Origin of the sequence: Nodosilinea sp. FACHB-141, assembly GCF_014696135.1 — a bacterium.
GTDB lineage: Bacteria > Cyanobacteriota > Cyanobacteriia > Phormidesmidales > Phormidesmidaceae > Nodosilinea.
Window position 1 is genome coordinate 764,167 of record NZ_JACJPP010000011.1, and the last position, 13,130, is coordinate 777,296.

Here is a 13,130-nt window from a genome sequence, read left to right on the forward strand (position 1 = left end):
GGTTTTTCGTGCGCCTTATTTCTATTCCCGAACAGGGGCAGCTAGTAGATGTACGTCAGAGCCGCTTTGTGGTGACGGACATCCAGCAGACCGTCCCACCCCAAAGCCCGGTTATTTCTGGTCTGCCAACGGCCCAGCACCTGGTGACATTGTCTTCGGTAGAGGATGATGGGCTGGGCGATGAGCTACAGGTGATTTGGGAGCTAGAGGCGGGTGCCCACGTCTACGAGAAGTCGGAGTTGCCGGAGCCGATGGGGTTTGATTCCCCCGATCGCCTAGATGCCTTTCTCGATGCAGTGCGCTGGGGGGCGGCCTCATCGGCGGATATTCGCAATGTACAGTCGCCCTTTCGCAGCGGCATTGATATTGAGGATTACCAGCTCGACCCGGTGGTGCGCGCCATTCAGATGCCCCGAGTGAACCTGCTGGTGGCGGATGATGTGGGTTTGGGTAAAACCATTGAGGCGGGGTTGGTAGCTCAGGAGCTGATCCTAAGGCAGCGGGTGCGACGGATTTTGGTGGTGTGCCCTTCGTCGCTTCAGGTGCAGTGGAAGGAGCAAATGCGCGACAAGTTCGGTCTGGACTTTCGCATTGTCGATAGCGCCCTGATGAAAGACCTGCGGCGCAGGCGGGGTATTCATGTGAACCCGTGGACTCACTTTCCTCGGCTGATTACCTCGATTGACTTTTTGAAGCGCGATCGCAGCCTGCGCCTGTTCCGTGAGGTGTTGCCAGCAGAGGGAGAATCGATCTACCCTCGCCGGTTTGACCTGATGATTGTCGATGAGGCCCACAATGTGGCCCCCTCGGGTAGCGGCAAGTATGCCATCGACTCGCAACGGACGGCGGCGATTCGGCTACTAGAGCCCCACTTTGAGCACAAGCTGTTTCTCACGGCGACCCCCCACAACGGCTATCCCGAGAGCTTTACGGCCTTGCTGGAACTGTTGGACAATCAGCGATTTGCTCGGGGCGTGAAGGCAGACCCCAACCAGCTCCAGGTGGTAATGGTGCGGCGGCTGAAGCGAGAATTGCCCCCCCACTGGGATGGCACCCCCCGGTTTCCAGAGCGACGACTGGAGGCGATCGCAGTGGACTACAGCACCGAGGAGCGCGAGGTACACCAACAGCTTCAGCAATATACCGAGCGGCGGCGGCAGGGGGCGAAGGATGATGCCACCGAACTCTACGCCACCGAGTTTGTGCTAAAGCTGCTGAAGAAGCGGCTATTTTCCTCCCCAGAGGCGTTTCGGAGCACCCTAGAGCAGCACCGGCACTCGTTGGAGTCTGCCACCCGAAAGAAAGCCTCTCGCTTTACAAAACCCTCAGTGGGCATTCTGCGGCGGCAGCTAGAGCAGGTAGAGGAAGAGTTTGCCGACGATGGGGTGTACGAAGAGGCGACTGAAGACGCGATCGCATCGTCGAGCCGACTATTCCGTGCCCCCAGCTCAGAAGAGCAGCGACTGCTAAAGACTATGCAGCAGTGGGCTGATGCTGCGTCCCGCCAACCCGACTCGAAAGCCCAGGAACTGTTGGACTGGATCACGACAGTGATCGCTCCAATCTCCCAGAGCAAAAGAGGGATCGGGGGTGAAGGGCGGGAGTGGTCAGATCAACGGGTGATTATCTTCACCGAGTATCGGGCGACCCAGAAGTGGCTCTACAACCTACTGGCCGCCGAGGGCCTGGTGGCGGGCGATCGCCTCATGACTATCTACGGCGGCATGGAGTCCCTGGAGCGAGAAAAGGTGAAAGCGGCATTCCAGACCGACCCTGAAAAGTCTCCGGTACGGATTTTGTTGGCCACCGATGCCGCCTCGGAAGGTTTGGACTTGCAAAACTACTGCTCGCGGCTGATCCATTACGAGATTCCCTGGAACCCCAACCGCATGGAGCAGCGCAATGGCCGCATCGATCGACACGGGCAGCGGGCCGCATCAGTCCAGGTCTATCACTTTGTCGGTAAAGGCTACCGCGAGACGGCTACGGCGGGGGTGAAGCCGGGAGATCTAGAAGGAGATCTGGAGTTTTTGATGCGGGCGGCGCTGAAGGTAAACGCTATTCGCGAAGACCTAGGTAAGGTGGGGCCGGTAATTGCTGCTCAGGTAGAAGAGGCGATGCTGGGGCGGCGAGTAACGTTGGATACGGCCTTAGCAGAACGGGAATCAGAACCCCTGCGACGCATGCTGAAGTTTGAGCGCTCGGTGCGCGATCGCATCGAACAGCTCAAAGAACAGCTTAGTGAAACCCGCCGCACTCTGCGCCTTACCCCAGAGCACATTGAGTCGGTGGTCAGCATTGGTTTGGAGCTGGCGGAGCAGCCAGCCCTGATGCCGGTTGAAGTACCCGATGTCAACGGAACGGTGTACAGCTTACCGGCGCTGAAGGGGAGCTGGGCCGACTGCTCCGATGGGCTGGATCACCCCCACACTAAAGAGATTCGCCCGATTGTGTTTGACCCCAACCTCTCCCATGGGCGGGATGATGTGGTGCTGGTACACCTCAACCATCGGCTGGTGCAGATGTGCCTGCGGCTGCTGCGGGCGGAGGTGTGGTCGCGGGAGGGGCGCAAGCGCTTGCATCGGGTAACGGCGCGGCTGGTGCCCAGTTCTGCTCTGGAGCATCCGGTGGTGGTGGCCTACGGGCGGCTGGTAATTTTGGGCGGTGACCAACAGCGCCTTCATGAGGAAGTGATCACCGCTGGGGGCATGCTCAAGGAAGGGCGCTTTAGTCGGCTGAATGTGGGCCAGGTGCAGCAGGCGTTAGCGGCAGCTCTGCCCGAGCAGGTGCCAGAGTCGTTTCAGCAACGGCTGATGGATCTGTGGCCTGGCCATAAAGATCAATTACTGCGATCGCTCGAAGTTCGCATGGATGAGCGCACCAATGGTCTTCAAAAGGCCCTGCAAGACCGCTGCGACAAAGAGGTTGCCGACATTACCGCCATCATGACCGAACTGCGGCAGCAGATCCTCAAAGAGCTAGAGCAACCTGAGGTAGAGCAGCTAACTCTGTTTAGCACCACCGAGAAGGAGCAGTTTGAGCGCAACCTCAGCAGCCTTCAGCTTCGGGTTGAGCAAATTCCTCAAGAGATTGAGCAGGAGTCCGCCATCATTCGATCGCGGTTTCATGACCCAACCCCTCGGCTATTTCCCCTAGCCGTGACGTATTTGATACCGCAAAAACTATTGCACTAAGTAGAGGAAATTCTATGTTAACTACTGAGGTTGCTCAGTTTCCAGATAGGTTGAGGGCGATGTCGATTCACTTTCCCTTTGCCTGGGCTATTGTTCATGGCGAAAAGGATTTTGAATATCGAACTAGGGCCACAAAATACCGGGGAATGTTTCTCATTCATTCCAGCGGCACGAAAGACTCTGATGAATATATGGCGGAATACAATATTCCCCAAGATCAAATTATTCGCAAAGCCATTATTGGTGCTGTGGAGCTAGTGGATTGTGTTGAAGATCCTGAAGGTGAGGGCTATTTCTATGAATTGGAAAGCCCAATAGTCTTTGAAAAAGCAATTCCCGCTACTGGCCAGCAATCAATCTTCTGGCCTGCCAGCACTCCTGAGCGGGTACGGGCGTTTAATCAGGCATTCGAACAAATGCCCAAGTATCCTTTCAAAATTGAGTACGAGGACGATCTAATTATTCTGCTTAACCATGAAGCCAATATTGAAATTGGCGTTCTAGGGAATGGTTTTTGGCAGAAACTTATGCCTCGAATCCAGAATGGTCAGATTGATCTGGCTGTAACTGAAATTGATGCTCTTCTGGATGAAATTCCCGAGACAGAAGAAGATACCTAAAAATAATTTTATTGCTCAGGAGCATCGCCCAATGGAAAAAACAACGACCAATGGTTTCGCAATTCTGGCCCCAGTGCCCGAACAGCATTTAATCACCGGACTTGATGCGATCGCATCTCAACTTGATGCCGACCCGCCCGAAATACCACCTGTGGTGGCCTACGGGAGCGGAGCTTTTGAAGTTTTTGACAAAGCTGATGAACTGCGCCAAGGGCTGCTGGTAAATATGTTTTTCTACGCCTCACACCCAGAAAGCCCAACCTTCAAGCCCTTCGCTACTTGGCAGGCGACCTATATCAAGCAGTTACATTCCCGTCGGGGGCGCTATCCCGGCAAAAAAATCCATCGCCCTCCTTCAACCGCCACTGACTCACCAACCTGGGCGATCTTCTGGTTGGTGCAGGACTTAGCAAAGCTCGATAAACCTATTCCTGTGGAAGATTTCAGAGGGCTAGGCAAAAAGACAGACTACCCCTCGCGATTTATTCCTGAAGGGCCAATGCTAGTGGAGCATCCTGGGCGATAAAAACATTCCTCCATTCACCCACAGGGCAGAAAACCCATCTTCAATATTAGGAGCGTCAGTATGATAACTACAGAAATATCAGCGTTTCCCGATACTTTGCGGGCCATCAGTATTGCTGGCCCCTTTGCCTACGAGATTGCCATTGGTGAGAAGCGATCGGAATGCCGCACCTGGCCGACAAAATTTCGGGGACTGGTGTTGCTACATGTCTCTCAAAGTAAAGAGTATGGAGATCCACAAAGTCCTGACATGGTCTCGGCTATCATTGGGGCCGCAGAACTTTACAACTGTACGCCCGACCCGTTTCGTCCAGGCTACTTTGATCACCACATGCGGTATCCCATTCTGTTTGAAGAATATATCCGCAACGTCTCCGGTAATCGGAACTACTGGCATCCTAAAACCTCTGATCACGAACTCGCTTTCAGTAGGGCCTGGGCACAAATTCCTAAATCAGAATTTTGTATTGAACGACAGGGAAACATCATTCGCATTGCCAGTCAAAAGACAGATCAAACCTTTGATGTCTTAGCCCAGGGAATTTGGGAAGAGTTTGCCCCCAGAATTCAGGACAGCAAGATTTTGCTAACCAAGGCTGAATTTGCGCGGCTGTATCACCAGCGTCAAGATAGCCAACCCAACAGAACCGACTAAGCCGCTCCCTCAACCAACTGCCCTATTCATCCACCCTGTCCCATGTCCACTGCCCACCACCATGCTGAATGGTTATCCCTAGTCGAAGCCTCTGGCCCCTTTGTCAGCCTGCCGGTGCTGCTGCAAGCCTTCCCCCAGGGGTTAGAGGCCCACGACCCCGACGCCATGCGGCGGCTGAAACTGGCCCACGAAGAGTGGGACGACAACCAGCAGGGCACTCGCCACGACCCCGCCATTCACCGGGCCTGGGTAGAGTTTGTGCTGACCGAGACCCTGGAGCTACCGGAGGAAGTGCTGCTCAGTGGCCAGAGCATTCCAGCCGGGTTGCAGGTGACGATCGCAGAACAAGGCGAAACCCTTCGTCCCGACTGGGTGGTGGTCAATCCGGATGAGGGCCACAAACGTCGCCTCCTGGTTCAGATCTACCCCGCTAGCCAATCGCTCGAAAAGAGCGTCAAAGGCTCTCGCTGGGCCGCTAGCCCCGCCACCCGCATGATGGAGCTGCTGCACGCCTGCGATGTGCGGCTGGGGCTAATTACCAATGGAGACCACTGGATGCTGGTGAATGCCCCCAAGGGCGAAACCACCGGCTACATCTCCTGGTATGCCACCCTCTGGCAAGAAGAGAACGTTACCCTGCGGGCGTTTCGCTCTCTGCTGGGGGTGGAGCGGTTCTTTAACGTGCCTGATGAGGAAACCCTGGATGCGCTGCTGGCTCAAAGCGTCAACAGCCAGCAGGAGGTGACCGACCAGCTGGGCTACCAAGTGCGCCGGGCCGTGGAGGTGCTGGTGCAATCGATTGATCGCATCGACCAAGACCGCAACCGAGATCTGCTGCGGGGCACAACCGAAACGCGGCTATACGAGGCGGCGCTGACGGTGATGATGCGGCTGGTGTTTTTGTTCTTTGCCGAAGAGAACCAGCTGATACCGCCCCAGGAGACGGAGTTTTACGACACCTTCTACGCCGTCACCACCCTGCGGGAGCAGCTGCGAGAGCAGGCCGACCAAAACGGTGAAGAGATTCTAGAGCGCAAGCACGATGCCTGGTGTCGGCTACTGGCCACCTTTCGAGCGGTGCACGGGGGCGTCCACCACGATGCGCTGTACATTCCGGCTTATGGGGGCAGTTTGTTTAACCCCGATCGCTTCCCCTTTTTAGAAGGGCGCAAAGCCGACACCCACTGGCTGGAGGTAGCCGCCGACCCAATTCCGGTGAACAACCGCACGGTGCTGCACCTGCTAGAGGCGCTGCAAGTGCTTCAGGTGCGGGTGCCGGGGGGCGGTGTGGAGTCGCGCAAGCTGTCGTTTCGGGCGCTGGATATTGAGCAGATTGGCCATGTGTATGAGGGCTTGCTCGACCATACCGCCGTGCGGGCCACGGAGCCGATTTTGGGCCTGGAGGGGTCTAAGAATAAGGAGCCGGAGGTATCGCTGACGGCCCTAGAGCAGCAGTGGCAAAAGGGCGAAGCGGCCCTGGTGGAGTTTTTGGCTAAGCAGACGGGGCGATCGCCCGCCGCCCTCAAAAAACGCATCCCAGCCCCTCACCCTAGCGCTAGCCCTGGGGGTGAGGGTGAGGGGAGTGTGGGCACCCAAGGCAATAAGCTCCTAATCGCCTGCAACAACGACCAGGCTCTCTGCCATCGCGTGCTGCCCTGGGTGGGTCTAATTCGCCTCGATACCTTTGACTACCCCACGGTGATTCCGGCGGGCAGTGTGTTTGTGACCCAGGGCAGCGATCGCCGCGAGACGGGCACCCACTACACCCCCAAAACCCTGACGGAAGAAATTGTTAAATATACTCTGGAGCCACTGGTGTATGAGGGCGTGGCCGAGGGCAAGCCGAAGGAAGACTGGCGGCTGAAGTCGGCGACGGAGCTGCTGGCGCTGAAGGTATGCGACATGGCCATGGGCAGCGGTGCCTTTTTGGTGCAGGTGTGTCGCTACCTGTCGGAGCGGCTGGTGGAAGCCTGGGAAATGGAAGAACCCTCTTGTGGGATAGCCGTCCCGGCTGTTCAAACCCCAGGGGCAAGCCAGAGGCCCATCCTACGGATTTTGCCCGATGGCTCGCTCTCCATGGCCGAACCGGGGGAGGCCATTCTACCCAATGACCCCGATGAGCGCCTAGCCGTGGCCCGCCGCATTATGGCCGATCGCTGCCTCTATGGGGTAGACAAAAACCCGATGGCGGTAGAGATGGCGAAGCTCTCCCTGTGGTTGATTACGCTGCAAAAGAATCGGCCCTTTACCTTTCTCGACCATGCCCTGCGCTGTGGCGATTCGCTGCTGGGGGTGACGCGGCGAGAGCAGATCGAGTTTTTGCACCTGAACCCAGATAACGAGGCGGTGCAGTTGCGCACGGTGTCGGAGATTTGGCGACCGCTGCTGGCCCAGGCGATCGCTAAACGTCAGGAGCTAGAGAGCTTTACGGTGAATGATATTCAAGACTTGGCTCGCAAGGAGGCGTTGCAGGCGGAGGCGGAGGCGCTGACGAGCAACATCAAAATTGCGGCGGATTATTTGATTGGCGAGGCCCTGGCCCAGGCGGGCAAGACGGGGAACCTGAAGGGGGAAGACTTGGGGGTGCTATCGGGGCTGGTGACGGATGCCCTGGAGGAACCGGACGAGCAGCAACGGGAGAATAAGCTGCGACAGATACGGGAGAAGGCGCAGCGGATGTTGAATTCGGGCAAGCCGGAGGGGCAGCCAACCAGGGAGCCGTTTCATTGGGCGTTGGAATTTCCTGAGGTGTTTTTGGAAGAAGGGGCACCGACAGGATTTTCGGCGATTGTAGGGAATCCACCATTTCAGGGGGGTGGAAAAATTTCAGATACTCTTGGGACAAATTACCGAGACTTACTCGTTCACTTTATCGCTAGGCAAAAAGGGAGTGCTGACTTATGTGCTTATTTCTTCTTGAGAGCTAATCAAACTACTCAAGTTCATGGGAACCTTGGTTTACTTGCCACAAGCACCATCGCTGAAGGAGATACTCGGAGTGTTGGACTTGAGCAGCTTTCGAATAGCAGTTTGACAATTTATCGTGCTATTGCAAATAGACAATGGTACGGAAACGCAACCGTTAGAATTTCTGCCATATGGCTTAGCAAAAAGCAGTGGTTAAACAAATTCTATTTAGATGAAAAACCTGTTCACGGAATTACGACATTTCTCACCCTGCCGGGCAAGGTCGCGGGAGAACCATTCAAATTATCAGTGAACAGAGCCAGGGTTTTCAAGGGACATAATGTTTATGGAATGGGCTTTTTTCTATCTAGTGAAGAAGCTCAAAATCTTGTAAACAAAAATAAACGCAATAACGAAGTAATACTTCCATATTTGAATGGAGAAGAACTTAACTCTAGCTCTAGTCAACCTGCAAGTAGGTATGTAATAAACTTCCGCAATTGGACTTATGAAGAGGCTTCACAATATGGAGAAGTATTGAAGATAGTTGAAGAGAGGGTAAAGCCTCAAAGGGCTAACAACAAGCGCCGTGCCCGTCGCGAGAAATGGTGGTTGTACGGAGATTATGCGATTGGTTTGGAAAAGGCGATTCAAGACATGGATAGAGTTCTTGCAATCGCAATCATAAGCGGATCCGGAGCATTTACGTTTGTGCCAAACAACCAAGTTTTTGCTCACAAGTTAGCAGTTTTCCCAATTGATGACTTCGCAAGCTTTTCCGTCCTACAATCAGGATTTCACTATTGTTGGGCTTGGAAGTACTCTTCTACAAACCTGTCTCTCTTGAATTATTCACCGTCAGACTGTTTTGAAACCTTCCCCTTCCCCGAAAACACAGACACTCTAGAAACCATTGGCGAAACCTACTACACCCACCGCCAAACCATCATGAAAACCCGCCAAGAAGGGCTCACCAAAACCTACAACCACTTCCACGACCCCACCTGCACCGACCCCGACATTCAAACCCTCCGCCACCTCCACATCCAAATGGACACCGCCGTCGCCGCCGCCTACGGCTGGCACGACATCCCCCTCAACCACGACTTCCACGACACTAAACAAGGCCTCCGCTTCACCATCAGCGAAGAGGCACGCCGCGAAGTCCTCGACAGACTCCTAGCCCTCAACCACCACCGCTACGCCGAAGAAGTCGCCCAAGGGCTGCACGATAAGAAGAAGGGTAAAGGGAAGGGGAAGAAACAAGCCCCAAAAAAATCTCAAACCAATGAAAGCTCTATCCAAGGCAATCTTTTTTAATTTCTAGACAATATGTAAAATCAGCTCTCTTTTTAGACAATTTATACCTTAAAGGAGATAATACGATGTCCAATCAAGGGTTCCACAGGAAAGCATTTAGGGGATTTTCTGGCGGAGATTTTACAGGAGGTGGAGGCAGGAACTCTGGCTCGGATCAAATTTCAATGGGTGATATTCTAGAAAATAGTAGAAAGATAAAAGAAGTTCAAGAAAAATTAGATCAACGCAACGAAAAGAACCTTAGTGAAGAAGGTAAACTTTACCAGGAATGGACATCTTATGTTAATGACTTCACAATACCGTTAAGCGGCAAGCGCAAATTAATGTCTGGACACAACTTAAAATTTAAACTCATAGAGGAGAATAAGGCGGTTGTTGTTTGTTCAAAGGAAGACCAAGAAACTCATGTTTTTGTAACTCGAAAAACTGATGGCAAATACTATCACGTCTACAAACTCGATTCGGAAAGTGGAAATCGTCAATATCTTTTGCCATTCAAGTATAAAAGATCGGCGCAGCATTATGCTCTTCTTCTAGCACAGCTAGAAATACAGAAGTCTCAAGAGTCTTCTTCAACGCAGCCAAGTTAGCTCAAATGACTCGACGCTAGTGGAATACTTTTCCTCTTAAGCCATAGCTTTCATGACACCAAATAAGTCCTCCGCTTCACAATCAGCGAAGGCGATAAACAGGAGGGGTGCGATCGCCTCCTCGCCCTCAACCACCACCGCTACGCCGAAGAAGTCGCCCAAGGGTTGCACGATAAGAAGAGGGCCAAAGGTCAGAAGAAAAAAAGCTGCCAACAAGACTGGGGATGCTAAAGAGACCATAGCTCAAGGATCTTTGTTTCCAGATTTATAAAATGAGCAATTTTCAGAATCAGGACTCTACTTCAACCATGAGAAGAGGATCAATCATATGGATAGAGCAAAAGCGTTAGCTGGAGAAAAAGCAGGTGAGTGGGTTAAAGCTACACAACAAGAATTAACTTATGAAGCTTGCAAAGCATGGAAACCTTATTGTCCAACATGCTACCAACCTGTTCACCTCAGAAAATCAAAAAAGATCAAAAGCTATTTTGCTCACTACGACTTTGAAAATAAAAATTGCCCTGAAAGAACCAAATACTCTCAGAAAGGTGGAGCGACATACTCTTTAGAATCTCATGATCAAGACTTAGAAGAAATTGAAACCTTTATTGAACAAATATTTTATGGAATTAATCCATCTTATTTTCAATCTCTTACACCAGAAGGATTAATAGCAAATTCTGATTTTGCAGACCGCAGCACTAGCTGGCTTCTGGCTCATATGGGATCTTCAGTGAAAAAGTGGATTCAGCATTACTGCAAAAACAATAGCTTTCTCAATTGGAATAATATTCAGAAAGAGACAAATTATATAATGGACTGTCTCCATATTTTATCCGATCGAGAAAGCATCTTTAAGAAAGTTATATTTTACTCTATTTCGATCTACAAGAAGGATGTAAGCCTACCAGATGAGCTTAAACTTAAATTTGGATTATCTGACACCAATATCTCAGAAGAAATCCTCACCTCTTTAACAGCTGTGTATCTCGTAATTGATCGCTTGAGTAAGCTAATAAGTGAAGGAAGCGAAACTAACACTATTGACATTCCCGCTGTTCGAACATTTGTCGATATCAAATTTCCCGAAAACACGAAAGCTATACGCTTCAAAAGACAAAGCTCATTCGCAGTAATTCACCTCATAACTTTCTCAAGCCTTCCGATCTTGGTAGGAGCACAAAAATCTCAAGGAATTAGTTATTATATTTGCTTCAAAAAAGGTTTTGAAAATCGGTTTTGGTTTTATTACACAGAAGATGAATCGCATTTTGAGCAGAAGCAAACTATTGGCAATGAAAACGATAAGCTAAAACCTGGTTCTGGCATCATGTCAGTCTATGGAAAGAGTTCTAGAACCGCTTTGTATCGCAAAGAAGAGAAAAAGCAGAAACAGAAGAATAAAGACGGAAGGCTTTTCGGCTATCTTTTGGAGGATTCTTTAGAGATGTATATCAATGATTTAGGTGAATTATATATTAAAGGCTCTATAGAAAAGAAGCTTGAAAAAGCAATGATAAATGGAATTCAAAAGATCTTTTTTAAGAGTACTCGATATTCAATCCCATCTCTGTTGAGCGTAGGCTTCATTTCTAACAACGTCGCTGAGAAAGGAGCTCAATTGGCATTGAAGGCTGAATATCCAGATTTAAGTGAATTTCAAGCCTTGCAGAAGTTAAAAGAACTTACTTTATGAATTCATGAAAACCATTCTCATTTTTTCACTTTAACTCTAATATCTAAAGTGGAAAAAATGAGAAATATAGTATTTACTTGACCTGTTTTGGTTTAATTATTTCAAGTGCGCACAAGAAATCACACTATTGCCAGATAATATGCAGCCCTATCAGGAACAGGAAGACCTTCTCAAAAGATTCATAATCGATAACAGAGATTTTGATGAACTGGAAGCTAAAATCTTTCGCTTCAACGTTTTTGAAGCCGTAGGTATGGTGCGCCAAGAAATCAAGCACTCTAACTTTCTCCAATTCCTCCTCAACCCTCTCGAAAAGCATCAACTCGACGACCTCTTCCTCAAAAAGCTGCTCATCGAAGTCCTACGTAATGCAGAGGTTACTTCTTCAGACGATCTCGACATCGCTAATTTCTGCTTCGACGATGCCAATATTCGCCGTGAATGGCGGTACATCGATCTGCTGATTCACTCCCCCAGCAACAACTTTGTCTGCGTCATTGAAAACAAAGTTGATTCTACCGAAGGCTTCAATCAGCTCCAAACCTATCAATCCGTCATTGATCGCGAGTTTCCCTACTGCAAAAAGCTGTTCATCTACCTCACCAAAGAAGGTGACACAGCATCCCAATCTGAGTGGCTGTCCTTGAGCTATGGCACCATCGCCAACATCATCGAAAAAATCTGCGAAGAACGCCAATCTAGCCTCAGCCCCGACATCGAAATCTCGATGCGCCACTACGTCGATCTAATTAGGAGACACCTCATGAGCGAGTCAGACATCGCCGAACTGTGCCGAAAAATCTACAAAGAGCATCGGCAAGCGATCGACCTTATTTATGAACATCGGCCTGATATGCGATCGGATGTCGAGGCGTGCCTCACTCAGCTCATTCAAGAATTTGCCGAACCCGCAAATCTCGATCTGGATTCTGTTCAGGGTAAATGGATTCGCTTCGCCCCTAAAGAGTGGGACACCCTAGCATTTCAAAGCGCTTGCAGCAGCGGATGGTCGAAAAAGCAAAGGCTACTGCTATTAGAGTTCTGGAATGATCCTCAAAGCCTTGAATTGCGATTAGTCATTGGCCCTGGTGATAAAAAATTCAAGCAGCCTATCTATCAAAAGCTGTGTGAACTCGGCATCAGTGGTCTAAAGCGCTGCAAAAACAGAGAGATCAGCTACACCCAAGCGTATGGTGTTCAAGTCCTTAACCCTACAGACTATGAGGAAGGCAATTTACAGGAACTCCAAGATAAAATCCGAGATTTCTGGCTCACTTACATCAATGGTGACCTGAAAGTAATTCGCAATGCAATATTTGAAGAATTCGAGAAAACAACAGATTAGTTGCTCTCTAAAGATAAATATGGCTGAATCTCTATGTTATGTTTGCAACCATTGCCACCACACTATCGAAGCCTGGTCAGATGGCAACCCCTACTACATTGACGAGACGGGAAAAAAGCAATATGCCTATCATCCAGATGCTCTATTTGACCTTTGCATAGGGAATGACTCGCCCCATCTCTGCCTATCCTGCGGCCATGAGTTTAAGATCGATTCCCAAGCCCCTATCACATCATGCTCTGAGTGTAGTTCTACCCAATTTGCTAGTACCTTCCAGC

9 protein-coding genes are annotated in these 13,130 nt (G+C 50.7%); 8 read left to right on the plus strand and 1 reads right to left on the minus strand.

Going from position 1 to position 13,130, the window contains the following annotated elements; translation table 11 throughout:
- Window positions 1–8 precede the first annotated feature (8 nt).
- The 6 genes from drmD to H6F59_RS11955 all read left to right on the plus strand — a co-directional run bounded on the left by drmD (window position 9) and on the right by H6F59_RS11955 (window position 9,811).
- Window positions 9–3,194: a DISARM system SNF2-like helicase DrmD gene (gene drmD, locus H6F59_RS11930; protein ID WP_190699403.1), complete on the plus strand. Its 3,186-nt coding sequence runs from the start codon at window positions 9–11 to the stop codon at window positions 3,192–3,194.
- Between the two features lie 14 nt (window positions 3,195–3,208).
- A complete protein-coding gene (locus H6F59_RS11935; RefSeq protein WP_190699406.1) occupies window positions 3,209–3,814 on the plus strand; it encodes an ASCH domain-containing protein in 606 nt (201 codons plus the stop codon).
- Between the two features lie 31 nt (window positions 3,815–3,845).
- Window positions 3,846–4,340 (plus strand): hypothetical protein, encoded by a 495-nt coding sequence (locus tag H6F59_RS11940; protein ID WP_190699410.1) that lies wholly within the window; start codon window positions 3,846–3,848, stop codon window positions 4,338–4,340.
- Window positions 4,341–4,400: 60 nt separating this feature from the next.
- Complete coding sequence (locus H6F59_RS11945; RefSeq protein ID WP_190699413.1) at window positions 4,401–4,994, plus strand: hypothetical protein; 594 nt, start codon at window positions 4,401–4,403, stop codon at window positions 4,992–4,994.
- Window positions 4,995–5,036: 42 nt separating this feature from the next.
- Entirely contained in the window at window positions 5,037–9,221 is a 4,185-nt protein-coding gene (locus H6F59_RS11950; protein ID WP_190699416.1) for an Eco57I restriction-modification methylase domain-containing protein, read from the plus strand.
- Window positions 9,222–9,286: 65 nt separating this feature from the next.
- Window positions 9,287–9,811 carry a hypothetical protein gene (locus H6F59_RS11955; protein ID WP_190699419.1) on the plus strand — a complete coding sequence of 175 codons (525 nt, stop codon included), beginning with the start codon at window positions 9,287–9,289 and terminating at the stop codon, window positions 9,809–9,811.
- Between the two features lie 36 nt (window positions 9,812–9,847).
- Here H6F59_RS11955 and H6F59_RS26135 read toward each other — a convergent pair whose 3' ends face one another.
- On the minus strand, window positions 9,848–10,051 hold the full coding sequence (locus tag H6F59_RS26135) for a hypothetical protein (RefSeq protein WP_206755202.1): 204 nt from the start codon (window positions 10,049–10,051) through the stop codon (window positions 9,848–9,850).
- Between the two features lie 88 nt (window positions 10,052–10,139).
- On the opposite strand from H6F59_RS26135, the gene H6F59_RS11960 reads away from it, so the two are divergent.
- Both H6F59_RS11960 and H6F59_RS11965 read left to right on the plus strand, forming a co-directional pair.
- On the plus strand, window positions 10,140–11,507 hold the full coding sequence (locus tag H6F59_RS11960) for a hypothetical protein (protein WP_190699422.1): 1,368 nt from the start codon (window positions 10,140–10,142) through the stop codon (window positions 11,505–11,507).
- Between the two features lie 139 nt (window positions 11,508–11,646).
- Window positions 11,647–12,852, plus strand: coding sequence for a PD-(D/E)XK nuclease family protein (locus H6F59_RS11965; RefSeq protein WP_190699425.1), 1,206 nt, complete (start codon window positions 11,647–11,649; stop codon window positions 12,850–12,852).
- The last annotated feature ends 278 nt before the right edge of the window (window positions 12,853–13,130 follow it).